Raw genomic sequence first — 26,917 nt, 5'->3', positions numbered from 1 at the left:
TGTGAAACTCAAATATATGAATTTTTTTAATATGGATTGCGTTCAATGAAATTGTGTAGGACTATCGGAGTGGGTAAATTTAATAATTCTTGATGAGTGAGCCCTTTATTGTGTTTGTGGTCAATGGTAATTTTCCAAAATTCTATTTCTAAGTGTTGGTGGGATAGTTTGTGGGTTATGGATTCAGACTTTATATGTGTAATCGCAGTGTTGTTAGGGTGATATTCTTTTATCTTTTGAATTAAACTTGTTTCTGAGTCTTTTTCTTTTGTTTCTATATGTGGAAGTTCATATAGGTTTTGCCAGATTCCTTTTGAGGTTCTTTTAGAGGCGGTAGCTCTGTTCTCCGAATCTAAAATCAATAAATAATTAAGAAAACGTTTTTTAACCTTTGTTTTCTTAGATTTTATGGGAAGATTTTCGATTTCGTTGTTAGCTAGTGCAAAACAAGAATTGTTTAGTGGGCATTTTGTGCAATCTGGTGATTTAGGGGTGCATTGCAAAGCGCCAAATTCCATAATGGCTTGGTTGAATAAGGCTGGGTTGTTTTTGTCGATTAATTGATTTGCGGTTTCAAAAAATATTTTTCTTGCACTTGAATGACTGATATCGGTTGTTATTCCTAGATAGCGAGATAGGACACGATATACATTGCCATCAACTACAGGGACAACTTCGTTAAACGTAAAAGAGGCTATTGCTGCGCCTGTGTAATCACCAATTCCTTTTAATTTTTTGAGTTCATTAAAGGTTTTAGGGAAATTTCCTTCATATGATTCGCAGATTGTTTTTGCGGTTGCGTGTAGGTTTCTAGCTCGTGAATAATAGCCTAAGCCTTGCCATAATTTTAAAACTTTTTCTTCGTCTGCAGTTGCTAAATCTTTTATTGTGGGAAAGTTTTTTGTGAAGCTTTCGTAGTAGGGAAGTCCTTGGTTTACACGTGTTTGTTGCAGTATAATTTCTGATAACCAAATATGGTAAGGGTTGTTGGTTTTGCGCCAAGGAAGATCTCTTTTGTTGTTTTGATACCAAGTGGTAATATGGTGGCTGAAATTCATGGTTTTGTATTGGCTTGCAAAAATAATTCTTTATGTGATTAAATTTTAATCGATTATAGTTGAAATATTGTTTTTTTTATTTCTATATTTGCACACTCAAAAAATGCGATAAACTTAATAAGGATTATAAAATGACAAAAGCAGATATCGTAGCTAAAATTGCTGACAAATTAGGCTTAGAAAAAGGAGATGTTCAGGCTACAGTGGAGTCTTTTATGGACGAAGTGAAAAGTTCGTTAGAAACGGGTGATAATGTTTATTTAAGAGGTTTCGGAAGTTTTATCATCAAAACAAGAGCTGAAAAAACAGGAAGAAACATTTCTCAAAATACAACTATCAAAATTCCTGCTCACAATATTCCTGCTTTCAAACCTGCAAAAGTATTTGTAGAAGGTGTTAAAGCTAAAGTTGACGTAGATACATTAGTAGAATCGAAATAATTATTAACATAAAACCAACAAAGTTATGCCAAGTGGTAAAAAAAGAAAAAGACATAAGGTAGCGACTCACAAACGTAAAAAGAGAGCGAGAGCTAATCGTCATAAAAAGAAAAAGTAGTTCTTAAACTACTTTTTTCTTTTTAAAAAGTTCATTGAAATTAGGATTTTTGATTACAGATTAATGTTATTAGATTTTTGAAGTTTTTCTACTTCTAAATTCTGAATTCTGAATTCTAAATTATTAAATCCTTACGGGTACGCCTGTAAAAAATGTTTAATCCATCTGTAAAATAAGCTGGAGGATGGAGGATGGAGGTTGGAAGATGCTATCTTACACCCATCATCCATCATCTCACATCAAACGTTACAGATAAAAATTTACGCCGTGAATAAAGAGCTAATTATTAGATCAAGTCAAAACGCTGTAGATTTTGCCTTATTAAAAGATGGAAAACTAATTGAATTACACAAAGACGAAGAGGATGCTGGTGAATTTCATGTTGGTGATATTTTTATTGCCAAAATACGAAAACCAGTAGCAGGATTAAATGCTGCTTTTGTGAATTTAGGTTTCGAAAAAGACGCCTTTTTACATTATCATGATTTGGGGCCTAATCTCTCTTCTCAGTTGAAATTCATCAAACAAGTATGCGCAGGTAAATTAAACGATTTTTCCCTTAAATCATTTCAATTTGAACCTGAAATTGATAAAAATGGCGTGATAACAGATGTTTTAAACGCCAACCAATCGGTTTTAGTTCAAGTGGTTAAAGAACCTATATCTACTAAAGGACCTCGAATTAGTTCTGAGTTATCCTTAGCGGGTAGGTATATTGTTTTAGTGCCTTTTTCTGAAAGAGTTTCTGTTTCTCAAAAGATTCAGTCTAGGGAAGAAAAAGAACGATTAAAACGTTTGGTTCTATCTATCAAACCCAAAGGGTTTGGGGTTATTGTTCGTACAGTAGCCGAAGGCAAAAAAGTAGCCGAAATTGACAAAGATCTACAGAACTTGCTAGACAAATGGTCTGCAATGTGCAAAAGAATTCCAACGGCTCATCATCCTTCAAAAGTTTTGGGAGAATTAAACAGAGCATCTTCTATTTTAAGAGATGTTTTTAATGATTCTTTTACTGCTATTTTGTCGGACGATGAACAGTTATTACAAGAAACAAAGGAGTATTTACAGGAAATTGCTCCGGGGAAAGAATCAATCGTTAAACTTTATAACTCTAAGGAAATTCCACTTTTTGAAAAGTATGGAATTGAGCGTCAAATCAAAACTTCTTTTGGTAAGACCGTTTCCATGAGCAAAGGTGCTTATCTTATTATTGAACACACCGAAGCTATGCATGTCATTGATGTGAATAGTGGAAATCGTTCCAATAAGTCAACTTCGCAAGAAGATACAGCACTGGAAGTAAACTTGATTGCTGCGGCTGAAGTTGCACGTCAATTGCGTTTGCGAGACATGGGAGGGATTATTGTAGTCGATTTTATTGATATGCAAAATCCAGATAATCGAAAAGTATTGTTTGATTTCCTGAAAGAGGAAATGAGTGACGATAAAGCAAAACACAAAATCTTGCCACCAAGTAAATTTGGTCTGGTGCAAATTACCCGTCAAAGGGTGCGTCCAGAGGTGAGTATTAAAACTCGTGAAGAAGACCCTAACAATGAAAATGGAGAAGTTGACGCTCCAATAGCTTTGATAGATAAAATTGCTTCTGAGTTGGAAAGAATTATCAAAAAGCAACAAAAGGTGCGTTTGCACGTGCATCCTTTTATTGCAGCCTACCTTACCAAAGGTTTTCCATCAATACGTTCAAAATGGTTTTTTGAACATAAGAAATGGGTAAAAATCATACCGCGCGACGCTTTTACTTATTTAGAATACAAGTTTTTAGATAAAGACGGAAATTCTATAGAAGATTAATAATTAACCGCCTTGAGTTATCTTGGCGGTTTTTTTATATCCTGAAATATTGTTTAGAATGAATACAAATAAAGCTTCATTCATCGATTTTTTTCTACAAAAATTGATATTTCACCCTATGCCCTTATCTTTGTAGCTTGGATTAATTATATAGAATTATGCAATCAAATCAACTGGATTTTATACCTATTTTAATGCAAGTAGGATTAGCTGTTGGGTTTGTAGGAGCTACCATCTTCATCTCGAGTTTGTTAGGACCTAAACGTCACTCAGCTAATAAAGATAAAAACTTTGAGTGTGGTATCGAATCGGTAGGTAATGCCCGTATTCCCTTTTCTGTAAAATATTTCTTAGTAGCTATTCTTTTCGTTTTATTTGATGTCGAGGTTATCTTTATGTATCCTTGGGCTGTAAATTTCCGCGAAATGGGCATGGAAGGATTATTGAAAATGGGAATTTTCATGTTTCTTTTAGTCGTAGGTTTTTACTACGTGATTAAGAAAAAAGGATTGGAGTGGGAATAAAGATTTAAGAATGATGATTAACAATTTTTGATTAACGAAGTACCTCTGAAATCAAAAATCTAAAGTCATAAATCATAAATTAAAATGAGTGATTCTTCAAAATATACAACGGTAGCTCCTCCAGATGGTTATGCTGGGGAAGGTTTTTTTGCTACCAAATTGAGCGATGTGGTAGGTTTAGCTCGTGCAAATTCGATGTGGCCTTTACCCTTTGCGACTTCTTGTTGTGGTATCGAATTCATGGCAACAGCAGGAGCACATTATGACGTGGCACGTTTCGGTATGGAGCGTATGAGTTTCTCCCCTCGTCAGGCGGATATGCTTTTAGTAATGGGAACCATTTCTAAAAAAATGGCACCTATTTTACGTCAAGTGTATGAGCAAATGTCTGAACCTAAATGGGTTATTGCTGTAGGTGCTTGTGCCTCTTCGGGTGGCGTTTTTGATACTTATTCTGTTTTACAAGGTATCGATAAAGTAATTCCTGTAGATGTATATGTGCCAGGATGCCCACCAAGACCAGAACAAATTTTAGACGGAATTATGCGTTTGCAAGAAATTGTAAAAAATGAATCGGTTCGCCGTCGTAGTTCTGACGAATACAAAGAATTATTAGGTTCTTATAACATCAAATAATATGGCATTAGAGAACGCTGTTATTCAACAAAAATTAATTGACCAATTTGGATTAAAAGTATCTGAATTTGTTCAACTTCATGATATTTTGACTTTCGAAGTAGCTTCTGATGCTATTGTAGAAGTCATGAAATTCTTAAAAGAAGACGCTACCTTGCGTTTCAACTTTTTAACCGATGTGTGTGGTGTGCATTACCCAGAATATGAAGCTAATCGTCAACTAGGTGTTGTGTATCACATGCACAACTGGATTGATGGTGTTCGTATCCGCATCAAATGTTTTCTTCCTATAGACAATCCTGAAATTGACTCGGTTACTTCTTTATTTTTAGGAGCCAACTGGCAAGAGCGCGAAACCTTTGATTTCTACGGAATCATTTTCAAAGGACATCCTCAATTAAAACGTATTTTAAATATGGACGAAATGACCGTATTCCCAATGCGCAAGGAATTCCCTCTTGAAGATGGTGGACGTACGGATAAAGACGACCGTTTCTTTGGAAGAACTACTCATAATTGTTAATAAAACTGAAAATCAATGTCAGAGTTATTATTAAAACCAGAAGAGCGTTACGCTAGCATCATCGAACAAAGAAGAAACGAAGATGGTAGCGAACTAGCCATATTAAACCTTGGTCCTACACACCCTGCTACCCACGGTATTTTTCAAAACATCTTATTGATGGATGGGGAAAGAATTATTGATGGGGAAGGAACTGTGGGATACATTCATAGAGCTTTTGAAAAAATTGCAGAAAATCGTCCGTTTTACCAAATCAATGTATTGACTGACCGTATGAACTATTGTTCATCGCCTATCAATAATATGGGATGGTGGATGACGGTTGAAAAAGCTTTAGGGATAGATATTCCTAAAAGAGTACAATACATGCGTGTGATTGTAATGGAGTTAGCTCGTATTGCAGACCATATTATTTGTAACTCGATTTTAGGCGTAGATACAGGAGCTATGACAGGTTTCTTCTACGTATTTGAATACCGTGAAAGAATCTACGAAATCTATGAGGAAATTTGTGGTGCTCGTTTAACAACCAATATGGGACGTATTGGTGGTTTTGAAAGAGATTGGTCTGCTGAAGTTTGGAAAAAAATTGACGCTTTCTTAGCGGATTTTCCAGCGGTTTGGTCAGAGTTTGAAAGTCTTTTAAACCGTAACCGTATCTTTATGGATAGAACCATCAATGTGGGACCTATCTCTGCTGAAAAAGCCATGAGCTACGGATTTACAGGGCCAAATTTACGTGCCGCAGGTATCGATTATGACGTGCGTGTAGCACAACCCTATTCGTCTTACGAAGATTTCGAATTTGATATTCCAGTTGGAAAATCAGGTGATACCTACGACCGTTTTTGTGTGCGTAACGCAGAAGTTTGGGAAAGTATCAGCATCATCAAGCAAGCATTAGCAAAAATGCCTGAAGGACCTTTCCATGCAGATGTTCCTGAATATTACTTACCTCCAAAAGAAGATGTATATACTACAATGGAATCGCTAATTTGGCATTTCAAAATTGTTATGGGCGAAGTACCAGTTCCATTAACAGAAGTATATCAAGCGGTTGAAGGAGGAAATGGTGAGTTAGGTTTTTATTTAGTTACTGATGGAAGCCGTACCCCATATCGTTTACACTTTAGAAGACCTTGTTTTATATATTACCAAGCATATATCGATATGGTAAGAGGGCAAAATCTATCAGATGCTATTGCTACTTTATCAAGTTTGAATGTTATTGCTGGAGAATTAGACGCTTAATGCTATGGAAAAACACGATTATACCCATTATAAACAAGAAATAAATATTACGCCTGAGCTAATGACTCGCATTAATGAATTAACTAGTCATTATCCTGAGGACAAACGTAAATCTGCATTAATTCCAGTACTACATGAAGTACAAGATGCACACGACCATTGGTTAAGCTATGCGTTGCAAGACAAAGTAGCGGAGATTTTAGGAATCAAACCCGTGGAAGTTTACGAAGTGGTTTCTTTCTATACCATGTTCAACAGAAGACCTATTGGTAAATATATGTTTGAATTTTGTCAAACCTCTTGTTGCGCGACTCGTGGTGTAGAAAATTTAATGGATTACACTTGCGATAAGTTAGGTGTGAAATTAGGTGAAACTACTCCTGACGGATTATTTGAAGTTCGTGGTGTAGAGTGTTTAGGTGCTTGTGGTTATGCTCCTATGTTACAGTTAGGAGATTTTTATCACGAACATTTAACGAAAGAAAAAATTGACCAGCTTATCGACGATTGTAAAGCTGGTAAAGTACAAATGTTAGATAAATAATACTATGGGAAGAAAAATATTATTAGAAAAAATAAATATTCCAGGTATTAAAACCTACGAAGTATATCGTCAAAACGGTGGATATGCTTCGGTGGAAAAAGCGTTAAAGCAAATGACCCCTGACGAAGTTACTGAGGAAGTAAAGACTTCAGGAATTCGTGGCCGTGGAGGTGCAGGTTTCCCAGTAGGGATGAAATGGAGCTTCATTGACAAAAAATCAGGAAAACCACGTCATTTAGTTTGTAATGCCGATGAGTCGGAACCGGGAACGTTCAAAGACCGTTTCTTAATGGAATACATTCCGCACTTATTAATCGAAGGGATGATTACCTCTTCGTATGCTTTGGGCGCTAACTTATCTTATATCTACATCCGTGGAGAATATATGTGGGTTTTCAAAACGCTTGAAAGAGCGATTAAAGAAGCTTACGCTGCGGGTTGGTTAGGAAAAAATATATTAGGAACTGGATACGATTTAGATTTACACGTACACTGTGGTGCAGGAGCTTACATTTGTGGTGAGGAAACTGCCTTAATCGAATCGTTAGAAGGTAAAAGAGGAAATCCTCGTATCAAACCACCGTTTCCAGCGGTAAGTGGTTTGTGGCAAAATCCAACGGTAGTTAATAACGTAGAATCCATTGCTGCGGTGCCTTGGATTGTTTTAAATAAAGGAGAGGAATACGCTAAAATTGGTATTGGTCGTTCTACAGGAACAAAATTAATTTCGGCTTCTGGACATATTAAAAATCCTGGGGTTTACGAAATTGAATTAGGTCTTTCGGTAGAAGAATTCATGAATTCTGACGAATATTTAGGCGGAATGATGGATGACCGACCGTTAAAAGCGTTAGTACCTGGAGGTTCTTCGGTGCCAATTTTACCACAGCATTTAATTTACAAAACTGCCAATGGTGACGACCGTTTAATGACCTATGAATCTTTATCTGATGGAGGATTTGCTACAGGTTCTATGTTAGGTTCAGGAGGATTTATAGTGTACAATGATACTACTTGTATTGTTCGTAACACTTGGAATTTCTCACGTTTCTACCACCACGAATCTTGTGGGCAATGTACCCCATGTCGTGAAGGAACAGGATGGTTAGAAAAAATCCTTTGGAGAATTGAAAACGGACAAGGACGTGAAGAAGATATCGAATTATTGTGGAGTATTCAATCTAAAATTGAAGGAAACACGATTTGTCCATTAGGTGACGCGGCATCATGGCCAGTAGCTGCGGCGATTCGTCATTTTAGAGAAGAATTTGAGTACCACGTTCGTTTCCCTGAAAAAATTAAAAATAGAGACCACTACGTAAATGAGCCTTTCGAAAAAGTAAGACATTTAGTAGCCAAGCAAACTGTATAAAGAGCCCCTCCCAACCTCCCCAAAGGGGAGGAGAAGGAGAATAGATAATATTAATTTTAATTTCCCGATTCCCCCTTTGGGGGTTAGGGGGCTGATAATATGAAAGTAACCATAGACGGACAATCGATAGAAGTCGAACCAGGAACAACTATCCTGCAAGCGGCTCGTATGATAGGAGGCGAGAGTGTGCCCCCTGCGATGTGTTATTATTCGAAGTTAGAAAAAACTGGTGGTAAATGTCGCTGTTGTTTGGTGGAAGTGACCAAAGGTAGTGATGCAAACCCTACTCCTATGCCTAAACTTGTTGCCTCTTGTGTAACAGGTGTTATGGACGGTATGGAAGTGAACAGTAAAAACTCGACTCGTGTGGAAGAAGCACGTAAATCGGTAACAGAATTTTTGTTAATCAACCACCCATTAGACTGTCCTGTTTGTGACCAAGCGGGTGAGTGTGATTTGCAAAATTTAAGTTTCCAACACGGTAAATCGGAAACGCGTTTTATTGAAGAAAAACGTACGTTTGAACCAGAAGATATCGGTCCAAACATTCAATTACACATGAATCGTTGTATCTTATGTCAACGTTGTGTAGCAGTTGCTGACCAATTAACTGACCACCGTGTACATGGTGTAATGGATAGAGGTGACCATGCAAATATCTCAACTTGTATTTCTAAAGCTATCGACAATGAAATGTCAGGAAATATGATTGATGTTTGTCCAGTAGGTGCTTTAACAGATAAAACATTCCGTTTCAAATCGCGTGTTTGGTTTAGCAAACCTTATGATGCGCACAGAGATTGTGATAAATGTTGTGGAAAAACAACAGTTTGGATGTTTGGTAATGAAATCCAACGTGTAACTGGTCGTAAAGATGAATTCCATGAAGTAGAAGAATTTATCTGTAATACATGTCGTTTTGACAAAAAAGAAGTTAACGATTGGACAATTGAAGGACCTCGTAAATTCGAAAAATTCTCGGTTATCAACCGTAACAAATATGCGCTTAATGCTCCAAAAGTGGAAATTCAAACGGAAGACCACATTTTATTTGGACGTGAGCAAGACCGTAAGAAAATTAGTATGACCAATGTTCCTTTAGAGAACAACGATAATTCAAATCAATAAGCAATGGAACAAGCATTAATTATAGAAAAAGGAATTATCATCGTAGCTGTTTTTGCCATCACTATGTTGGCAGCTATGTACACTACTTTAGCAGAACGTAAAATCGCAGCGTGGTTACAAGACCGTATCGGTCCTAACCGTGCGGGTAAAGGAGGTATTTTACAACCTTTAGCCGATGGTTTAAAACTATTTGCTAAGGAAGAGTTCATGCCTGATACGCCTAATAAGTTTTTATTCATATTAGGCCCTGCAATCTCTATGAGTATGGCATTAATTACTAGTGCTGTGTTACCTTGGGGGGATTCTATCCAAATTTTTGGAAGAACGGTAATTCTTCAAGCGGCTGAATTAGATGTATCCATCTTATACGTATTTGCTGTGTTATCTATCAGTGTTTACGGAATTATGATTGGTGGATGGGCATCAAACAATAAATATTCACTAATGTCTGCTTTACGTGCATCATCGCAAATGATTTCTTATGAAGTTGCTATGGGATTATCCATTATTGCAGTAATTATGATGAATGGCAACTTAAGTTTGCGAGAAATTGCCAATCAACAACACGGTATGAACTGGAACGTGTTTTACCAACCTTTAGGTTTCATCATTTTCTTAGTATGTTCTTTTGCTGAAACGAACAGAACTCCTTTCGACTTAGCAGAATGTGAAGCTGAACTTATTGGTGGTCACCACACAGAATATTCATCTATGAAAATGGGATTCTATTTATTTGGTGAATATGCGGCTATGTTTGTTTCTTCAGCTATTATTTCTATCTTATATTTTGGAGGATACAATTATCCATTTATGGATATGGTTGCTGAAGCTTTAGGGCAAAATGCTGCCAACATCATTGGAATTATGGCTTTGTTTGCTAAAATATTATTTTTCATCTTCTTCTATATCTGGGTTCGTTGGACTATTCCTCGTTTCCGTTATGACCAGTTGATGAATTTAGGTTGGAAAATGTTAATTCCTTTAGCGATTGCCAATGTAGCAATAACAGGAATTGTGATTGTATTAGCTGATAAATTGTAAAGAGAGATGTCAATAGAAAATATTTCATTATCAGGCAGAAAAAAGGAGGTCTCTAATAAAAAGATGACTTTCTGGGAAAGCTTGTATCTGGTTGCGATTGTGAAAGGATTGTTTACAACGATTCGTCACTTGTTCAAAAGAAAGGTTACCATTAAGTATCCAGAACAAGTACGCCCGTTCAGTCCAGTTTATCGTGGACAACATATGTTGAAACGCGATGAGCAAGGTCGTGAAAATTGTACGGCTTGTGGTATGTGTGCCGTAGCTTGTCCAGCAGAAGCAATTACCATGACAGCAGCTGAACGTAAAAAAGGCGAAGAGCATTTGTATAGAGAAGAAAAATATGCTTCAACGTATGAAATTAATATGTTGCGTTGTATTTTCTGTGGTTTATGCGAAGAAGCTTGTCCTAAAGATGCGATTTATTTGACAGAATCAAAAGTGATTGTAAAATCAGCATCAAACCGTGAAGACTTTATTTACGGAAAAGATAAATTGGTAATGCCATTAGATATGGCTATTAAGAACTCAAAAACAAACTAAAATGTCGATAATTACACTTTTCTATATTTTAGCGGCGATTACTCTTGCTACTGGTTTCATGACTGTAGTGAGCAAAAATCCTATCCATAGTGCCATTTATTTGGTATTGTGTTTTTTTAGCATTGGTGGGCATTACTTGTTATTCAATGCGCAATTCTTAGCCTTAGTACACATCATTGTATATGCTGGTGCTATCATGGTTTTGATATTGTTTACCATCATGTTGATGAACTTGAACAAAGAAAATGAACCCAATAAGGATATGTTATCCAAAATATCCGCTACACTTGCTTTTGGATTATTATGCTTTGTGTTGTTAGCTACTTTTGTAAAGGCTATGCCTAAAATTCAGGAGTATAAAAACACAGGAGCTGATTTCCAATCTATCAAAGTTTTGGGTAAAGTATTGTTAAATGAATACATGGTACCGTTTGAATTTGCTTCTGTATTGTTATTAGTAGCTATGATTGGTGCGGTATTATTGTCTAAAAAAGATGAATCAGTTCAATAAGATGGAGAATATTTTATCACAAATAGGAATTGAAAATTACATATACTTAGCAGTATTGCTGTTTAGTATTGGAGCTTTCGGGGTATTGTACCGTCGTAATGCGATTATTATGTTTATGTCGGTTGAAATTATGTTGAATGCGGTTAACTTATTGTTAGTTGCTTTTTCAACCTATCATCAAGACGCACAAGGGCAAGTATTCGTTTTTTTCTCCATGGCTGTAGCGGCTGCCGAAGTAGCTGTTGGATTAGCTATCTTGGTTTCTATTTTCAGAAACACAGGCTCGATTGATATAGATAATTTAAAGAATTTAAAAGGATAAATACTAATGGAAAAAAATTTAGCTTTAGTATTATTGTTAGCGCCTTTATTTGGATTTTTAGCCAATATATTTTGGGGTAAAAAAGCAGGTAAAGGATTTGTAGGACTGTTAGGAACATTATCTATTTTAATCTCCTTCTTTGCTACCACGTATTTTTTCACGTTAATCCAATCGACTGGAAAAGGAGTGCAAATTGATTTATTCCAATGGATTGCTTTGGAAAAATTCAACATTAACTTTTCGTTCTTGTTAGACCAATTATCCGTATTATGGTTACTATTCGTAACGGGTATTGGTACATTGATTCACATGTATTCCGCAAGCTATATGCATGACGATGAGAATATGCATAAGTTTTTTGCATACTTAAATCTATTCGTATTCTTTATGATTATGTTAGTAATGGGTAGCAACTTATTGATTCTTTTCATTGGCTGGGAAGGTGTAGGATTATGTTCTTATTTACTTATCGGATTTTGGTATAAAAACCAAGAGTATAATGATGCTGCTAAAAAAGCATTCATTATGAACCGTGTTGGAGATTTAGGTTTATTAATTGGTATCTTCATCTTAGCTTTTGTTTTTGGAAGTTTAGAATATTCAGAAATCGCTAATGGTATTTTTGAAAAAGGATTAGCAGTTAAAAATGCTGGATTATTATCGGTTGCCGCTTTATGCTTATTCATTGGAGCAACTGGTAAATCAGCGCAGGTGCCTTTATATACTTGGTTACCTGATGCGATGGCGGGACCTACGCCAGTTTCGGCCTTAATCCACGCTGCAACCATGGTTACCGCAGGTATTTTTATGGTAACGCGTTTGAACTTCGTGTTTGATTTAGCACCATCGGTTCAACAAATCATTGCAATTATAGGTGCTGCAACAGCAGTTTTAGCCGCAGCTATTGGTTTAGTACAAAACGATATTAAAAAAGTATTGGCTTATTCTACCGTTTCTCAATTGGGATTAATGTTCTTAGCTTTAGGTTTAGGAGCTTATGAAGTAGCCGTTTTTCACGTAATTACACATGCTTTCTTTAAGGCTTGTTTGTTCTTAGGTTCAGGTTCAGTTATTCATGCATTACATGGTGAGCAAGATATGCGCAACATGGGTGGTTTGAAAAAAGTGATGCCTATTACGTATATGACCATGATGATTTCTACCTTAGCCATTTCAGGTATTTTCCCTTTTGCTGGTTTCTGGTCAAAAGACGAAATCTTGATGACCGCTTTCCATGGGAATAAAGCTTTATGGGTAGTGGGTTCAGTCGCTTCAATAATGACCGCTTTCTATATGTTCCGATTAATGTATTTGACTTTCTTTGGTGAATTTAGAGGAACAGAAGCACAAAAGAAACATTTACACGAAAGTCCAAAGTTAATCACTATTCCTTTGATGATTTTAGCAGCTTTAGCTGTAGTGGGTGGTGCCATCAACTTACCTGGTAGCACTTGGTTATCGCATTATTTAGCTCCATTATTCCACAAAGCACATGAGGCGCATCATTTAGATGGTACTGCTTATATGTTAATGGCAATTGCTACAGTAGGAGCTTTAGTTGGAATTTATTTAGCGTATTCAAAGTATATTGCCAAAAAAGAAGTGCCTGTTCAAGACGAGCAGTTACAAGGTTTTGCTAAGGTTGCTTACCATAAGTTCTATGTAGATGAAATGTATGAAGCGGTTATCGTAAAACCTATCTATCAATTATCACATTTCTTTAGAAAGTATACAGAAGTATTTATTTCAGAATTTTTATTTGGTTTGGGTAAAGTTGCACATGCTTTGGCTAATCAAGGAAAATTGATTCAAAATGGAAATATAGGAGTGTATTTATTAGCCTTTGTAATAGGACTATCTTCTATTTTAGTATATATATTTTTAGTTTAATACAATAGTACAATGAATATATCATTTTTACTTGTTTTATTATTATTTGGAGCTGTTGCCACGTATTTATCGGGCAACAAGTGGGCCAAAACTGTTGCACTGGGGGTTAGCTTAGCTGCCACTGTGTTTTCATTTTACACGTTGAATTTACACAACCTTGGAAAAAATCCTAGTTTTATCCAACAATGGATTGATTATCCCAATGTATATATTGCTTTAAAAGTAGATGGTCTGTCGTTAGCCATGATTTTGCTATCAACCGTATTAACTTCTTTAATTGTTTATTCTTCTTTTGGGAATAAGTTTGAAAACAGCAAAGTTTTTTACGCTCTAATCGTATTTATGAACTTTGCCATGGTGGGTACTTTTTTAAGTGTTGACGGTTTAGTGTATTATATTTTCTGGGAATTAGCCTTGATACCTATTTACTTCATTGCTTTATTATGGGGTAACGGAGATGCTGAAGAACGCAAAAGAGCAATTATCAAATTCTTCGTGTTTACTTTAGCAGGTTCATTGTTCATGTTAGCCGCTTTCTTGTATTTATTCCAAAAAGCAGGTTCATTGTTACTAATGGATTTATATGCTATCCAATTGACAGAAACAGAGCAATTATGGGTGTTTTTAGGATTCTTCTTAGCTTATGCTATTAAAATTCCAATTTTCCCTTTCCATACTTGGCAGGCTAATACGTATCAAAAAGCACCCGCTGTAGGTACGATGTTATTGTCAGGGATTATGTTGAAAATGGGATTGTACAGCGTTATCCGTTGGCAATTGCCTTTAACTCCGTTAGCGGCTAAAAAATATATGACGATATTTTTAGTGATGAGTATTATCGGTGTGGTTTATGGTTCTATTATTGCTTTAAAACAACGTAACTTAAAAAAGTTATTGGCATATTCCTCTTTAGCGCACGTTGGTTTAATTGCGGCGTCTACCTACACTCTTTCGTTAGACGGATTAAGAGGCGCTGTATTGCAAATGATTGCACACGGGTTCGTGGTAGTAGGTTTATTCTTTGCTGCAGAAGTGATAGAACGCCGTTTCCAAACACAAGAAATTGCGGAAATGGGTGGTATTCGCATTCAAGATTCTAAGTTTGCTTCGATGTTTATGATAGTGATGTTAGCATCGGTAGCATTGCCATCAACCTTCAATTTCATTGGTGAATTTACAGCCTTATATAGTTTATATAATGTAAATATTTGGTTTGCTGTAATTGCAGGTACTACCATCATTTTAGGTGCTTTTTATATGTTAAAAATGTTCCAACAAGTAATGTTAGGTGATACAAATGCTAAGGCTTTTACAAGTGTAACTGTACAAGAAGGTGTTGTTTTTGTAAGTATTATAGCGTTCTTATTGTTCTTTGGTTTGTACCCAAAACCAATCAACGATTTGATTACGCCAGCATTGCAAGAAATTGTAATGAAAATTAATAGCTAAGAATTTAAAGTAAATTTTAGACAAAGATTGAAAAATCTGAAATCTGAAATCTAAAATATAAAATATACAAATGAATACATTAATTGCAATATCAGGATTAGGAGTTATTGTTATGCTTGCAGAAATGATGAATGCAAGAAAAGCAATTGTACCTGTTACCATTTTAGGATTATTGGGGATTTTAGGCTTCAATATTTCTGAATACAATGCATTAGGCGTTTATTTTAACAATATGATGTTTGTAGACCGTTTTTCGGTGGCATTCTCAAGTTTATTTATCGTAATTGCTATTTTCTTAATTGCCATGGGCGGCGAATTTTACAAAGATAAAATGTCGCGCATCTCTGACTTTGTTTCCATAAAAGTGTTTATGCTTGCAGGTGGTGTTGCCATGGTGTCTTTTGGTAATTTAGCAATGTTCTTTTTAGGGATTGAAGTACTATCTATTTCATTATACGTTTTAGCGGCTAGTAACCGTTTGAACTTGAAAAGTAACGAAGCTGGAATGAAATATTTCTTGATGGGTGCTTTTGCTTCAGGAATCATTTTATTTGGTATTGCTTTGATTTATGGTGCTACAGGAAGCTTTGATATTCAAACCATTTACCAAACGGTGCACACCATGAATTATCCACAATGGTATAATATTGGGTTAGTATTTTTATTGATAGGGATGTTGTTTAAAGTTGCAGCAGCTCCTTTCCATTTCTGGTCGCCAGATGTGTACGAAGGTGCTCCAGCCTTAACAACTGCTACTATGAGTACTTTGGCAAAAGTAGTATCGTTGGCTACTTTGTTCAAATTGATTTCGCTATTGGTACCTTTCCAAACTTATAATTTCCAAATTGTATTAGTGGTTGTAGCCATTGCTTCTATGTTCATTGGAAACATCATGGCATTACGTCAAAATAATGTAAAACGTATGTTAGCATTCTCGGGAATTTCACATGCTGGTTTTATGCTAATGACCTTGTTAATTACTAATTTTTCTGCTAATATTTTATTGTATTATGCCGTAGCTTATGCGGTAGCTGGTCTTTCTATGTTTGCTGTAATTCTATATGTAATGCATGGGAAAGACAATGAAACGATTGATAATTTCAATGGTTTTGGAAAAACAAATCCATTAATGGGAATTGTAGTTACAGCATCTTTATTATCGATGGCGGGTATTCCGGTTTTTTCAGGATTCTTTGCTAAATTCTTCTTGTTAAATCAGGTAATGAGTTCAGGTTGGGTAATTTTAGTAATTGCAGCAGTACTTGCTTCTGTGATAAGTGTGGGTTATTATTTTAAAATCATTTTAGCCATGTACACTAAAAATGCAGATGGCGAAAAATTACCAGCTATGCCTATAGTATATCAAGTTTTAGCGCTTTTAGGATTGCTTTTAAATATTGCCTTAGGTTTGTATCCAAAAGTAATTTTGAATTTGATATAGTTTAAAAATTCAATAGTATAAAAAAAGCCACTCGAAAGTGGCTTTTTTTATGAATATATTTTGCGTTTTTTTAATTTTTAGCTTTTATCAAAAAGGCATTGCTGTATTTTTTTTGCAACTCTTTTACTTTTTTTTCAGCTTCTATTCTTGTTTTGAAATTACCAACCCAAACTTTATAAATTGGGGTATGAAAAACAATAGTGGCATCTATATTTTGATTTGCTTTTCTAAATTCTGTTAAGGTTTTTTTTGCTGCTTCATTTTCTCCTGTAAAAATCTGAATTTTAAATCCTTCATTTTGATTTAAGGTGCTATTTATCTTTCTTTTTTCATTTAAAAGTTGCTCAAAACGAGGGTCTTGCGTAATTTTTGGTTTAGTGGTTTGCGACCAAGAAAAAGAGGTGAAAAATCCTATTAAAAACAGTTGTGAAATGTTTTTATAAAATGTTAAAATTTTCATAACGAATTAATTTTTAAACAAATGTAAGTCTTAGGAAACAATAATGCTAAGTAAAATTATTTAGAACAATTATAAATTAATATTTAAGATATATTTAAGGTTTTATGAATACTTCATATGTCGTATTTTTGTCGGAGTTTTTTAAATGGTGTATTGTATTCTATGCAGAAATGTATCGAAAAAAGTATGCCAAATTTAGATGATAACCATTTAATTTATGAAAAAGGTGGGAAACCATAAATCGTTTTTAAGAGTAGTTGCGCTAAATCTAGCGTTTCTATTGTCCGTTTCTTTAAGTACGTTTGCTCAAGATCCGGCTGCTGCGGCACCGGCTGCAGATGCTGCTGCGGCTCCTGCTGGGGCTGGCGATGCGGCTGCAGGTAAAGCTTTGTTTAATGCTAACTGTGCGGCTTGTCACAAGTTAGATGCTAAAATGACGGGTCCTGCACTACGTGGTGTAGCAGAACGTCGTGATAGAGCTTGGTTGGGTCAATGGATTAGAAATTCAAAAGCTTTGATTGCGTCAGGTGATGCAGATGCGGTTAAAGTATTTGAAGAAAATGAGAAAAAACCTATGACGGCTTTTCCTCAGTTATCAGATGCTGATATTGATAATATTTTAGCATTTACTTCACAACCTAAAGAAGAAATTAAAATTCCTGCTGGAGGGCCTGCTGCTGGTACTCAAGGTGGTGAATCTACTGGAATTTCTAACAATGTAGTGTTAGGTTTGTTAGCGGTAGTTTTAGCAGTTTTAGTAGGTATGTTGTTCATGGTGAATAATACGTTACGTAAAATTTCTGCGGCTAATGGAGTAGTAGTAGAGGATAAAAAATTCTCTTTATTACCATTGTGGAAATCTTTTGCTAAAAATCAATTCTTGGTGTTAGTATCTACTATCTTATTGATGTTAACAAGTGCTTATTTTGCTTATGGATACTTAATGCAGATAGGGGTTGACCAAGATTATGCGCCTATTCAGCCTATCCACTATTCTCATAAAATTCACGCAGGTGATAATGGTATCGATTGTAAATACTGTCACTCTGCAGCTCGTACAAGTAAAAATGCAGGTATTCCTTCATTAAATGTTTGTATGAACTGTCATAAAAATATTTCTGAATTCCAAGGTGATAAAGATTCTACGTATGTAGAGTATACTAAAGAATTCTATACTGCTGAAATCCAAAAATTATACGATGCAGTAGGATGGGATAAAACAGCTCAAAAATATACAGGTAGACAAAAACCAGTAAAATGGGTTAGAATTCACAACTTACAAGATTTCGTATATTTCAACCACTCACAACACGTTTCTGTAGCTGGAATTGAGTGTCAAAAATGTCACGGTCCTGTAGAGACTTTCGAAATCATGAAGCAACATTCTCCATTAACTATGGGATGGTGTGTGAACTGTCACCGTGAGACTGCGGTTAAAGTAGAAGGTAATGCTTACTACGAGAAAATCCATGCTGAGCTTTCTAAAAAATACGGTGTAGACAAGTTGACTGCAGCGCAAATGGGAGGTTTAGAATGTGGTAAATGTCACTACTAATAATTTATTAAGAAGCTAATTTTTATATATAATATGTCATCAAACAAAAAATACTGGAAAAGTGTTGAGGAGCTAAACGAAAATAGCTCTATTGTTGAGACGCTTAGAAATAACGAGTTTGTTGAAGAAATTCCAACAGATGAGTTTTTAGGTGATGCTGCCACGTTAGCCTCGTCTAATACAACACGTCGTGATTTTCTTAAGTATGTTGGATTCAGTACAGCGGCTGCAACTTTAGCTGCTTGTGAAGGTCCGGTACATAAGTCTATCCCTTATGTAGTTCAACCTGAGGAAATCATTCCTGGAACAGCAGATTATTATGCTACTTCATTCTCGGATGGTTTTGATTTTGCTAATATCTTAGTGAAGACTCGTGAGGGTCGCCCTATTAAGATTGAAAATAACAAAATAGAAGGGGCTAATTTACATGCTAATGCTCGTGTTCACGCGTCTGTGTTATCGTTGTACGATAGCTTACGTTTGAAAACTTCGAAAATTGCTGGTAAAGATGCTTCTTGGGCAGATGCTAACGCTAAAATTAAAGCTAGCGTAGCTGAAGCTAAAGCAAAAGGTGGTAAAGTGGTTTTATTAACTAATACAACGGCTTCACCTTCTACAGATAAATTAATCGCTCAGTTCTTAGCAGCTAATCCTAACGCTAAACACGTAGTGTACGATGCTGTTTCATCTTCTGAAGCTTTGGATGCTTTCCAAGCGGTTTATGGTGAAAGAGCTTTAGCTGAGTATGATTTTTCTAAAGCTAACGTAATTGTTTCTATTGGTGCTGATTTCTTAGGTGATTGGCAAGGTGGTGGTTTTGATGCTGGTTATGCACAAGGCCGTATCCCTCAAAACGGTAAAATGTCTAAACATTACCAATTTGAAGCTAACATGACATTGTCTGGAGCAGCAGCTGATAAGCGTGTTCCTATGACGGTAGCACAACAAAAACAAGCTTTAGTACAAGTTTATAACATCGTTACTGGTGCTGCTGTAGGTAGCGCAAATAATCCTGAAGTTGCTAAAGCGGCGCAGCAATTAAAAGCGGCTGGAAGCAAAGGGGTATTAGTTTGTGGTATCGATGATAAAAATGCACAATTGTTAGTATTAGCAATTAACCGTGCGTTGTCAAGTGAAGCTTTCAATACAGGTAATACACGTCAAATCCGTAAAGGTAATACAGCAGATGTTAAGCAATTAATTGCTGATATGAATTCAGGAGCAGTACACACTTTAATTATGAGTGGTGTAAATCCTGTATATTCATTACCTAATGGTACTGCTTTTGCAGAAGCATTGAAAAAAGTAAAAACTTCGGTTACTTTCTCTATGAAAGAAGACGAAACTGCTTTAGCTTCTTCAATTGCTGTGGCTACGCCTCACTATTTAGAGTCTTGGGGTGATGTAAGCATCGTAAAAGGTAGCTATGCTATCACACAGCCTACTATTCGCCCATTATTTGATACAGTTCAATTCCAAGATGCTTTATTATCTTGGACTGGAAATGGTCAATCGTACTACGATTATATCCGTGGTGCTTATGCTGGTGCTAAAACTTGGAACCAATTAGTACACGATGGTGTTGAATTTACAGCTTTACCATCTACCTCTGGTGCAAGTGCTGATTTCAATGCAGCTGCAGCGGTTTTAGCAAATGCTAAGTCAGCAGGTATGGAATTAGTGTTATACACTAAAACGGGTATGGGTGATGGTCAACAAGCTAACAACCCTTGGTTACAAGAGTTTCCAGACCCAATTACACGTGCTTCTTGGGATAACTATATTACTATGTCTAAAGCTGATGCTGAAGGTTTAGGAATTGAAAACTGGAATGTAGCTAATGGTGGTTTGAATGGTCACACGGCTAACATCACAGTTAACAATGTGAAGTTAGAAAATGTACCTGTAATGATTCAACCAGGTCAAGCTAAAGGAACTATTGGTTTAGCTTTAGGTTATGGTCGTAAAGCTTCATTAAAAGAAGAAATGCAAGTGGGTGTAAATGCTTATGCATTATACACTAACATGACAAATATTCAAAATGTTTCTATTGAGAAAGGTAACGATGAGCATGAGTTTGCTTGTGTTCAGTTACAAAAAACTTTAATGGGTCGTAACGATATCATTAAAGAAACGACTTTAGAAATCTTCAATACTAAAGATGCAGCAGAGTGGAATGTAATGCCTGTAGTCTCTTTAGACCACAAAGAAGTACCTGCTACGTCTGTAGATTTATGGGAATCTTTCGATAGAACTATCGGTCACCACTTCAATTTATCAATCGACTTGAATGCTTGTACAGGTTGTGGAGCATGTGTTATTGCATGTCACGCTGAAAACAACGTTCCTGTAGTAGGTAAGTCAGAAGTAAGAAGAAGCCGTGATATGCACTGGTTACGTATCGACAGATACTATTCTTCTGAAACTACTTTCGAAGGTGATAACGAGAAGAAACATTCAGCTTCTGGATTATTAGATTCAAGAAACAAATTCATCGAGTTAGAATCTGCATCTGAGAATCCTCAAGTAGTATTCCAACCCGTAATGTGTCAGCACTGTAACCACGCTCCGTGTGAAACAGTATGTCCAGTTGCAGCAACTTCACATGGCCGTCAAGGTCAAAACCACATGGCGTACAACCGTTGTGTAGGTACTCGTTACTGTGCAAACAACTGTCCTTACAAAGTTCGTCGTTTCAACTGGTTCTTATATAATAAGAATGAAGAGTTTAACTACCACATGAATGATGATTTAGGTCGTATGGCATTAAATCCAGATGTAAACTTACGTTCTCGTGGGGTTATGGAAAAATGTTCAATGTGTATCCAAATGACACAGTCAACTATCTTAAAAGCGAAAAATGAAGGTCGCGTAATTAAAGATGGTGAATTCCAGACAGCATGTTCTAATGCATGTACGTCAGGAGCTATGGTATTTGGTGATGTGAATGACAAGGAATCTCAAGTAGCTAAATTAGCAGCAGGAGAGCGTTCTTACCATTTATTAGAGCATATCGGAACACAGCCAAATGTGGTTTACCAAGTTAAAGTTAGAAATTAATATTAATTGAAATAAGATAAAGGATTATGTCGTCTCATTACGAAGCACCTATCAGAAAGCCTTTAGTACTTGGTAGCAAAAGCTACCATGATGTAACGGTAGACGTAGCTCGTCCTGTAGAAGGAAAAGCGAACAAACAATGGTGGACAGTATTTTCTATCGCATTAGCTATGTTCCTTTGGGGAGCTAGCTGTATGCTATACACAATCACCGAAGGTATTGGTACCTGGGGATTAAACAAAACAGTAGGTTGGGCTTGGGATATTACCAACTTCGTATGGTGGGTAGGTATCGGTCACGCGGGTACCCTAATTTCTGCCGTATTATTATTATTCCGTCAAAAATGGAGAATGGCGATTAACCGTTCTGCTGAAGCGATGACTATCTTCTCAGTAGTTCAGGCAGGTTTATTCCCGGTTATCCACATGGGTCGTCCTTGGTTAGGTTACTGGGTATTACCTATCCCGAATCAATTTGGTTCGTTATGGGTGAACTTCAACTCGCCTTTATTATGGGACGTATTTGCAATTTCAACGTACTTATCCGTATCATTAGTTTTCTGGTGGACTGGTTTATTACCTGACTTTGCTATGTTACGTGACCGTGCGGTAACTCCATTTACAAAACACATTTACTCTGTATTATCTTTCGGATGGTCAGGTAGAGCAAAAGACTGGCAACGTTTTGAAGAGGTTTCTCTTGTATTAGCTGGTTTAGCTACTCCGTTAGTACTTTCAGTACACACGATTGTATCATTTGACTTCGCTACTTCGGTTATTCCAGGATGGCATACAACTATCTTACCTCCGTACTTCGTTGCGGGTGCGATTTTCTCTGGTTTCGCGATGGTAAATACGTTGTTGATTATCATGAGAAAAGTGTCGAACTTAGAAGATTATATCACTATTCAACATATTGAGTTAATGAATATCGTTATCATGATTACGGGTTCAATCGTAGGTTGTGCGTACATCACTGAGTTATTCGTTGCTTGGTATTCAGGAGTAGAGTATGAGCAATATGCTTTCTTAAACCGTGCTACAGGTCCTTACTGGTGGTCATACTGGGCGATGATGACTTGTAACGTATTCTCTCCACAGTTCATGTGGTTCAAGAAATTAAGAACGAGCATCATGTTCTCTTTCATCATCTCTATTGTTGTAAACATTGGTATGTGGTTTGAGCGTTTCGTAATCATCGTAACTTCATTACACCGTGATTACTTACCATCTTCATGGACAATGTTCTCTCCAACATTTGTTGATATAGGTATCTTCGTAGGTACAATTGGTTTCTTCTTTGTATTGTTCTTATTATATTCTAGAACATTCCCTGTAGTTGCTCAAGCAGAGGTTAAAACCATCTTGAAAACATCAGGTGATAACTACAAAGCAGATAGAGAAAAAAATGGTCATAATCACGATAATCACTAATAAGTCATGAGTCATAAAGTTATACATGCACTATATAATGATGATGATGTGTTAATGGATGCTGTAAAAGCTACCCGTAAAGCACACCACCATATCGAAGAAGTCTATACTCCATTCCCGGTTCACGGTTTAGATAAAGCAATGGGGTTAGCACCAACAAGAATTGCTATTGCAGCTTTCTTATATGGATGTACAGGTTTATCATTTGCAACATGGTTATTAAATAATATCATGATTAATGACTGGCCTCAAGACATTGGAGGTAAACCAAGTTTCAGTTACTTACAAAACATGCCGGCTTTCGTACCGGTAATGTTTGAAGAGACAGTATTTTTTGCTGCTCACTTAATGGTTATTACTTTTTATATGAGAAGTAAATTATGGCCTTTCAAAGAAGCTGAAAATCCAGATGTACGTACTACAGACGACCATTTCTTAATGGAAGTTGCTGTAAATAATAATGAAGACGAATTAATTACTTTCTTCCAAGGTACTGGTGCTGTAGAAGTTAAAGTAGTAGAAAAGCATTAATAAGATTATGAGAAGAGTAGTATATTCCTTAACAGCTATAATGGGGTTATCTTCATTACTGTTTTCATGTAAAAGTGATGACAAACCGAACTATCAGTTTTTCCCAAACATGTATGAGTCGGTTGCATACGAAACTTATTCTGAATCGAATGCTTTCAAAAATGGTAAAGAAGGACAGTTACCTGCTCAAGGTACTATCAAGAGAGGTTTTGTTCCTTATGAATTACCAAACACACCTGCGGGTTATGAAGCATCAAAAGCTTTGCAATCGCCATTAGACACTACAGCTGTGAATATGGAAAAAGGTAAAGAATTATTTGATATTTACTGTATTTCTTGTCACGGTGAAAAAGGTGATGGTAAAGGTAAGTTAGTTCAAAGAGAAAAGTTCTTAGGTGTTCCTAGCTATAAAGACCGTGCTATTACTGTAGGTAGCGTATTTCACGTAGAAACTTACGGTTTAAATGCCATGGGGTCGCATGCTAATCAGTTAAACAAAACAGAAAGATGGCAAGTGGCTGGTTACGTAATGAAACTTAAGTCTGAATTAAAATAATAAAATACGCGATTAAGTTATGTATACATTTTCAAGCAAATTAAGAACCATATCGTTCGTCCTAATGACTTTAGGTCTTTTAGGAATTGGATACGGTTTTTTCACTGCACCTAAGACTACTGAGGACGTAGAAAAAATATTAGCAGCTGATGCACATGGTGAACACCATGCTGCACCAGCACATGCTGAAGCTAAGCACGAAGCGGCTCCTGCACATGCAGAAGAAGCTCACGCTGAAAAAGCTGAAGCAAAACACGAAGCAACTGCAGAAGGTTTAGATTCTGTAGCTAAAGAAGTTGATGCTACGCATGCTGTAGCAACTCACGAAGAAGCTAAACACGAAACTAAAGCTGAAAAGCATGAAGCAGTAGCTCATGAAGAGGTTGCTTCTCATGACGAGCATGCAGCGCATGTTGAGCATGTGTTTCACCAATTACAAAACAAGCCATGGGCTGCATTATATGTTGGTGCTTTATTCATTTTCTTAATTTCATTAGGAGTATTAGCTTTTTATGCTATTCAATGGGCTGCTCAAGCAGGTTGGTCTCCAGCGTTATTTAGAGTGATGGAAGCTATCACTGCTTATATTGTACCAGGAGGTATTGTTATATTTGTTTTATTAGTATTATCTGGTTTCCATTTCAACCATTTATTTATTTGGATGGACCCTGCTGTAGTAGCTGAAGACCATTTGATTCAAGGAAAATCAGGGTATTTAAATGTACCTTTCTTCTTAATCAGAGCAGCTATCTTTTTAGGTGGTTGGATGTTCTACCGTCACTATACTCGTAAAAATTCATTAGCTTTAGACGAAACTAAAGATTTGTCTTTCTATAAAAAGAATTTCAAAGCATCTGCAGCATTCTTAGCTTTCTTCTTAGTTTCTGAATCTATGATGTCTTGGGATTGGATTATGTCTGTAGACCCACACTGGTTCTCAACTTTATTCGGATGGTACGTATTTGCATCTTTCTTTGTAAGTGGTATTACAGTTATTGCGTTAATCACTTTATACTTAAAATCTTTAGGATATTTAGAGTTTATCAACAACAGCCATTTCCACGATTTAGCTAAATTCATGTTTGGTATTTCTGTATTCTGGACTTATTTATGGTTCTCTCAATTCATGTTGATGTGGTACTCAAACATTCCAGAAGAGGTTACTTATTTCAAATTTAGAATTGAAAACTACAACTTACCATTCTTTGGTATGGTGGCTATGAACTTCATTTTCCCATTATTGATTTTAATCAATACTGATTTCAAACGTGTGCCTTGGATTATCACTATGGCGGGTATCGTTATCTTATGTGGTCACTATTTAGATTTCCACAATATGATTTTCCCTGCAACGGTAGGTGACCAATGGTTTATTGGTGCAGCTGAAATTGGTTCTGTTGCTTTCTTTGCTGGTTTATTTATTTATGTTGTATTTACAGCATTATCTAAAGCGCCAATGTTAGCGAAAGGGAATCCTTATATCGAAGAAAGTAAACATTTTCATTATTAATAATTAAATAGGAAAAAGATGACAACTTTGTTGGTTCTAACGGTTTTAGTCTTATTATCAGTTGCTATTTGGCAAATGACTAAAATTTTCGACTTGACTCAAGTGGGTAGAAAATCTGATGATTCACAGATTTCTAATAATAATGATAATAAAGTACAAGGCTATTTGATGCTTGGATTTTTAGGTTTCTTTTATGCTTTTTTAGTATATGGATTACTTAAATGGGGGCATTTAGCTTTAGGAACACCAGCTTCTGAGCACGGTCCTGATTATGATAATTTGATGACAATCTCTTTTGTAATCATTTTCATCGTGTTGATTTTAACACAAGCTTTGTTACACTACTTCGCTTTCAAATACAGAGGTGAAGAAGGTAGAAAAGCATTATACTATGCTGACAACGATAAATTAGAGTTTATCTGGACCATTATTCCAGTTATTACATTAGCGGGTTTAATTCTTTATGGATTATACACTTGGACAAACATTATGTTTGTTGATGAGAATGAAGAAGATGTAATGGTTGTGGAATTATACGCTAAACAGTTTGCTTGGGAAGCACGTTATTCAGGTAAGGATAATGTGTTAGGTAAAGCTAACGTACGTTTGATTGAGGGTGTTAATACGATGGGGGTTGATGTAAATGATCCGAATGCGCAAGATGATATTGCTGTTCAAGAATTACACATCCCTAAAGGTAAAAAAGTATTATTTAAATTACGTTCACAAGATATCATTCACTCAGCGTATATGCCTCACTTTAGAGCGCAAATGAACTGTGTACCAGGTATGGTTACTGAATTTGCTTTCAGACCTACTTTGACAACGGATGAAATGCGTCAAGATCCTGCTATTGTTGAAAAAGTTACTAATATAAATAAATTGAGAGCTAAGAAGAGTGCTCAGTTAGTAGCAGAAGGTAAAACGGCTTTAGATCCTTATACTTTTGATTACTTATTATTATGTAACAAAATTTGTGGTGCATCTCACTACAACATGCAAATGAAAATTGTAGTGGATACTCCAGAGCAATTTGAAGCATGGATGAAAGATAAAGGTACTATTGTTAAAGCAGTAAAAGAAGAAAAAGCAGCTAAAGCTGCTGAAGCTGCAGGAGCTAAAAAAGAAGTTCCTGCTGCACAACCCGCTGATACTGCAGTAGTAGCTGAAGTTGTTGATTCAACAGCTGTGAAAAAGTAATTAATA

The 26,917-nt window shown here is 36.1% G+C and carries 25 protein-coding genes; 23 read left to right on the top strand and 2 right to left on the bottom strand.

The window, feature by feature from the left end; translation table 11 throughout:
• Positions 1 to 26: 26 nt before the first annotated feature.
• Positions 27 to 1,058 carry an A/G-specific adenine glycosylase gene (gene mutY, locus ACQY29_RS02405; protein WP_428223661.1) on the bottom strand — a complete coding sequence of 344 codons (1,032 nt, stop codon included), beginning with the start codon at positions 1,056 to 1,058 and terminating at the stop codon, positions 27 to 29.
• A gap of 131 nt (positions 1,059 to 1,189) precedes the next feature.
• On the opposite strand from mutY, the gene ACQY29_RS02400 reads away from it, so the two are divergent.
• From ACQY29_RS02400 to ACQY29_RS02325, 16 genes are all read left to right on the top strand, one after another.
• Positions 1,190 to 1,498, top strand: coding sequence for an HU family DNA-binding protein (locus ACQY29_RS02400; RefSeq protein ID WP_428223660.1), 309 nt, complete (start codon positions 1,190 to 1,192; stop codon positions 1,496 to 1,498).
• 385 nt (positions 1,499 to 1,883) lie between these two features.
• Entirely contained in the window at positions 1,884 to 3,431 is a 1,548-nt protein-coding gene (locus ACQY29_RS02395; protein ID WP_428223659.1) for an Rne/Rng family ribonuclease, read from the top strand.
• Between the two features lie 158 nt (positions 3,432 to 3,589).
• Entirely contained in the window at positions 3,590 to 3,955 is a 366-nt protein-coding gene (locus tag ACQY29_RS02390) for an NADH-quinone oxidoreductase subunit A (RefSeq protein ID WP_428223658.1), read from the top strand.
• A gap of 84 nt (positions 3,956 to 4,039) precedes the next feature.
• Positions 4,040 to 4,591 carry an NADH-quinone oxidoreductase subunit B gene (locus ACQY29_RS02385; protein ID WP_060381556.1) on the top strand — a complete coding sequence of 184 codons (552 nt, stop codon included), beginning with the start codon at positions 4,040 to 4,042 and terminating at the stop codon, positions 4,589 to 4,591.
• A 1-nt stretch (position 4,592) separates the two neighbouring features.
• Entirely contained in the window at positions 4,593 to 5,114 is a 522-nt protein-coding gene (locus ACQY29_RS02380) for an NADH-quinone oxidoreductase subunit C (RefSeq protein WP_138425274.1), read from the top strand.
• Positions 5,115 to 5,129: 15 nt separating this feature from the next.
• Positions 5,130 to 6,365 carry an NADH-quinone oxidoreductase subunit D gene (locus tag ACQY29_RS02375; RefSeq protein WP_428223657.1) on the top strand — a complete coding sequence of 412 codons (1,236 nt, stop codon included), beginning with the start codon at positions 5,130 to 5,132 and terminating at the stop codon, positions 6,363 to 6,365.
• 4 nt (positions 6,366 to 6,369) lie between these two features.
• Positions 6,370 to 6,909 (top strand): NADH-quinone oxidoreductase subunit NuoE, encoded by a 540-nt coding sequence (nuoE, locus tag ACQY29_RS02370; RefSeq protein WP_428223656.1) that lies wholly within the window; start codon positions 6,370 to 6,372, stop codon positions 6,907 to 6,909.
• Positions 6,910 to 6,913: 4 nt separating this feature from the next.
• Positions 6,914 to 8,281: an NADH-quinone oxidoreductase subunit NuoF gene (nuoF, locus tag ACQY29_RS02365; RefSeq protein ID WP_060381560.1), complete on the top strand. Its 1,368-nt coding sequence runs from the start codon at positions 6,914 to 6,916 to the stop codon at positions 8,279 to 8,281.
• Positions 8,282 to 8,380: 99 nt separating this feature from the next.
• Entirely contained in the window at positions 8,381 to 9,409 is a 1,029-nt protein-coding gene (locus tag ACQY29_RS02360) for a 2Fe-2S iron-sulfur cluster-binding protein (protein WP_014164159.1), read from the top strand.
• A 3-nt stretch (positions 9,410 to 9,412) separates the two neighbouring features.
• A complete protein-coding gene (gene nuoH, locus ACQY29_RS02355; protein ID WP_192188427.1) occupies positions 9,413 to 10,450 on the top strand; it encodes an NADH-quinone oxidoreductase subunit NuoH in 1,038 nt (345 codons plus the stop codon).
• Between the two features lie 6 nt (positions 10,451 to 10,456).
• Positions 10,457 to 10,993, top strand: a complete 537-nt coding sequence (nuoI, locus tag ACQY29_RS02350) for an NADH-quinone oxidoreductase subunit NuoI (RefSeq protein WP_192188428.1) — start codon at positions 10,457 to 10,459, stop codon at positions 10,991 to 10,993.
• Between the two features lies 1 nt (position 10,994).
• Entirely contained in the window at positions 10,995 to 11,504 is a 510-nt protein-coding gene (locus ACQY29_RS02345; RefSeq protein ID WP_014164162.1) for an NADH-quinone oxidoreductase subunit J family protein, read from the top strand.
• Position 11,505: 1 nt separating this feature from the next.
• The gene (nuoK, locus tag ACQY29_RS02340) at positions 11,506 to 11,826 is read left to right on the top strand and encodes an NADH-quinone oxidoreductase subunit NuoK (protein WP_041253135.1); all 321 of its coding nucleotides are present in this window, start codon (positions 11,506 to 11,508) and stop codon (positions 11,824 to 11,826) included.
• A 6-nt stretch (positions 11,827 to 11,832) separates the two neighbouring features.
• Complete coding sequence (gene nuoL / locus ACQY29_RS02335) at positions 11,833 to 13,716, top strand: NADH-quinone oxidoreductase subunit L (protein WP_428223655.1); 1,884 nt, start codon at positions 11,833 to 11,835, stop codon at positions 13,714 to 13,716.
• A gap of 12 nt (positions 13,717 to 13,728) precedes the next feature.
• Entirely contained in the window at positions 13,729 to 15,165 is a 1,437-nt protein-coding gene (locus tag ACQY29_RS02330) for a complex I subunit 4 family protein (RefSeq protein WP_428223654.1), read from the top strand.
• A 70-nt stretch (positions 15,166 to 15,235) separates the two neighbouring features.
• On the top strand, positions 15,236 to 16,606 hold the full coding sequence (locus ACQY29_RS02325) for an NADH-quinone oxidoreductase subunit N (protein WP_428223653.1): 1,371 nt from the start codon (positions 15,236 to 15,238) through the stop codon (positions 16,604 to 16,606).
• A gap of 70 nt (positions 16,607 to 16,676) precedes the next feature.
• On the opposite strand, the gene ACQY29_RS02320 is transcribed toward ACQY29_RS02325, so the two are convergent.
• Positions 16,677 to 17,066: an SPOR domain-containing protein gene (locus ACQY29_RS02320; protein WP_428223652.1), complete on the bottom strand. Its 390-nt coding sequence runs from the start codon at positions 17,064 to 17,066 to the stop codon at positions 16,677 to 16,679.
• Between the two features lie 217 nt (positions 17,067 to 17,283).
• Between ACQY29_RS02320 and ACQY29_RS02315 the strand changes: the two genes are divergently transcribed.
• From ACQY29_RS02315 to ACQY29_RS02285, 7 genes are read left to right on the top strand one after another with little or no spacing between them, the layout of a single operon-like run.
• On the top strand, positions 17,284 to 18,621 hold the full coding sequence (locus ACQY29_RS02315; protein ID WP_428223651.1) for a c-type cytochrome: 1,338 nt from the start codon (positions 17,284 to 17,286) through the stop codon (positions 18,619 to 18,621).
• Positions 18,622 to 18,654: 33 nt separating this feature from the next.
• Positions 18,655 to 21,681: a TAT-variant-translocated molybdopterin oxidoreductase gene (locus tag ACQY29_RS02310; RefSeq protein ID WP_428223650.1), complete on the top strand. Its 3,027-nt coding sequence runs from the start codon at positions 18,655 to 18,657 to the stop codon at positions 21,679 to 21,681.
• A gap of 26 nt (positions 21,682 to 21,707) precedes the next feature.
• Complete coding sequence (gene nrfD / locus ACQY29_RS02305) at positions 21,708 to 23,114, top strand: NrfD/PsrC family molybdoenzyme membrane anchor subunit (RefSeq protein WP_428223649.1); 1,407 nt, start codon at positions 21,708 to 21,710, stop codon at positions 23,112 to 23,114.
• A 6-nt stretch (positions 23,115 to 23,120) separates the two neighbouring features.
• Positions 23,121 to 23,645 carry a DUF3341 domain-containing protein gene (locus ACQY29_RS02300; protein WP_428223648.1) on the top strand — a complete coding sequence of 175 codons (525 nt, stop codon included), beginning with the start codon at positions 23,121 to 23,123 and terminating at the stop codon, positions 23,643 to 23,645.
• A 7-nt stretch (positions 23,646 to 23,652) separates the two neighbouring features.
• Positions 23,653 to 24,201: a c-type cytochrome gene (locus tag ACQY29_RS02295; RefSeq protein ID WP_428223647.1), complete on the top strand. Its 549-nt coding sequence runs from the start codon at positions 23,653 to 23,655 to the stop codon at positions 24,199 to 24,201.
• Between the two features lie 19 nt (positions 24,202 to 24,220).
• On the top strand, positions 24,221 to 25,711 hold the full coding sequence (locus ACQY29_RS02290) for a quinol:cytochrome C oxidoreductase (protein WP_428223646.1): 1,491 nt from the start codon (positions 24,221 to 24,223) through the stop codon (positions 25,709 to 25,711).
• Positions 25,712 to 25,729: 18 nt separating this feature from the next.
• Complete coding sequence (locus tag ACQY29_RS02285; protein ID WP_428223645.1) at positions 25,730 to 26,911, top strand: cytochrome c oxidase subunit II; 1,182 nt, start codon at positions 25,730 to 25,732, stop codon at positions 26,909 to 26,911.
• Positions 26,912 to 26,917: the final 6 nt, after the last annotated feature.

This window comes from Flavobacterium sp., assembly GCF_965262375.1.
In the GTDB taxonomy this organism is placed as follows: Bacteria; Bacteroidota; Bacteroidia; order Flavobacteriales; family Flavobacteriaceae; genus Flavobacterium.
Note: the sequence above shows the minus strand (reverse complement) of the source record. Positions and strands in the feature narration are given on the sequence as shown.

What these genes read in the sequence shown, in the direction of transcription:
- nuoE (WP_428223656.1), top strand. Translation starts at nt 6,370, where the DNA reads ATGGAAAAACACGATTATACCCATTATAAACAAGAAATAAATATTACG.
- ACQY29_RS02390 (WP_428223658.1), top strand. Translation starts at nt 3,590, where the DNA reads ATGCAATCAAATCAACTGGATTTTATACCTATTTTAATGCAAGTAGGA.
- ACQY29_RS02380 (WP_138425274.1), top strand. Translation starts at nt 4,593, where the DNA reads ATGGCATTAGAGAACGCTGTTATTCAACAAAAATTAATTGACCAATTT.
- nuoL (WP_428223655.1), top strand. Translation starts at nt 11,833, where the DNA reads ATGGAAAAAAATTTAGCTTTAGTATTATTGTTAGCGCCTTTATTTGGA.
- nuoI (WP_192188428.1), top strand. Translation starts at nt 10,457, where the DNA reads ATGTCAATAGAAAATATTTCATTATCAGGCAGAAAAAAGGAGGTCTCT.
- ACQY29_RS02310 (WP_428223650.1), top strand. Translation starts at nt 18,655, where the DNA reads ATGTCATCAAACAAAAAATACTGGAAAAGTGTTGAGGAGCTAAACGAA.
- nrfD (WP_428223649.1), top strand. Translation starts at nt 21,708, where the DNA reads ATGTCGTCTCATTACGAAGCACCTATCAGAAAGCCTTTAGTACTTGGT.
- ACQY29_RS02345 (WP_014164162.1), top strand. Translation starts at nt 10,995, where the DNA reads ATGTCGATAATTACACTTTTCTATATTTTAGCGGCGATTACTCTTGCT.
- ACQY29_RS02290 (WP_428223646.1), top strand. Translation starts at nt 24,221, where the DNA reads ATGTATACATTTTCAAGCAAATTAAGAACCATATCGTTCGTCCTAATG.
- nuoF (WP_060381560.1), top strand. Translation starts at nt 6,914, where the DNA reads ATGGGAAGAAAAATATTATTAGAAAAAATAAATATTCCAGGTATTAAA.
- ACQY29_RS02360 (WP_014164159.1), top strand. Translation starts at nt 8,381, where the DNA reads ATGAAAGTAACCATAGACGGACAATCGATAGAAGTCGAACCAGGAACA.
- ACQY29_RS02300 (WP_428223648.1), top strand. Translation starts at nt 23,121, where the DNA reads ATGAGTCATAAAGTTATACATGCACTATATAATGATGATGATGTGTTA.
- ACQY29_RS02325 (WP_428223653.1), top strand. Translation starts at nt 15,236, where the DNA reads ATGAATACATTAATTGCAATATCAGGATTAGGAGTTATTGTTATGCTT.
- ACQY29_RS02285 (WP_428223645.1), top strand. Translation starts at nt 25,730, where the DNA reads ATGACAACTTTGTTGGTTCTAACGGTTTTAGTCTTATTATCAGTTGCT.
- ACQY29_RS02320 (WP_428223652.1), bottom strand. Translation starts at nt 17,066, where the DNA reads ATGAAAATTTTAACATTTTATAAAAACATTTCACAACTGTTTTTAATA.
- ACQY29_RS02330 (WP_428223654.1), top strand. Translation starts at nt 13,729, where the DNA reads ATGAATATATCATTTTTACTTGTTTTATTATTATTTGGAGCTGTTGCC.
- ACQY29_RS02375 (WP_428223657.1), top strand. Translation starts at nt 5,130, where the DNA reads ATGTCAGAGTTATTATTAAAACCAGAAGAGCGTTACGCTAGCATCATC.
- ACQY29_RS02400 (WP_428223660.1), top strand. Translation starts at nt 1,190, where the DNA reads ATGACAAAAGCAGATATCGTAGCTAAAATTGCTGACAAATTAGGCTTA.
- nuoH (WP_192188427.1), top strand. Translation starts at nt 9,413, where the DNA reads ATGGAACAAGCATTAATTATAGAAAAAGGAATTATCATCGTAGCTGTT.
- mutY (WP_428223661.1), bottom strand. Translation starts at nt 1,058, where the DNA reads ATGAATTTCAGCCACCATATTACCACTTGGTATCAAAACAACAAAAGA.
- nuoK (WP_041253135.1), top strand. Translation starts at nt 11,506, where the DNA reads ATGGAGAATATTTTATCACAAATAGGAATTGAAAATTACATATACTTA.
- ACQY29_RS02295 (WP_428223647.1), top strand. Translation starts at nt 23,653, where the DNA reads ATGAGAAGAGTAGTATATTCCTTAACAGCTATAATGGGGTTATCTTCA.
- ACQY29_RS02315 (WP_428223651.1), top strand. Translation starts at nt 17,284, where the DNA reads ATGAAAAAGGTGGGAAACCATAAATCGTTTTTAAGAGTAGTTGCGCTA.
- ACQY29_RS02385 (WP_060381556.1), top strand. Translation starts at nt 4,040, where the DNA reads ATGAGTGATTCTTCAAAATATACAACGGTAGCTCCTCCAGATGGTTAT.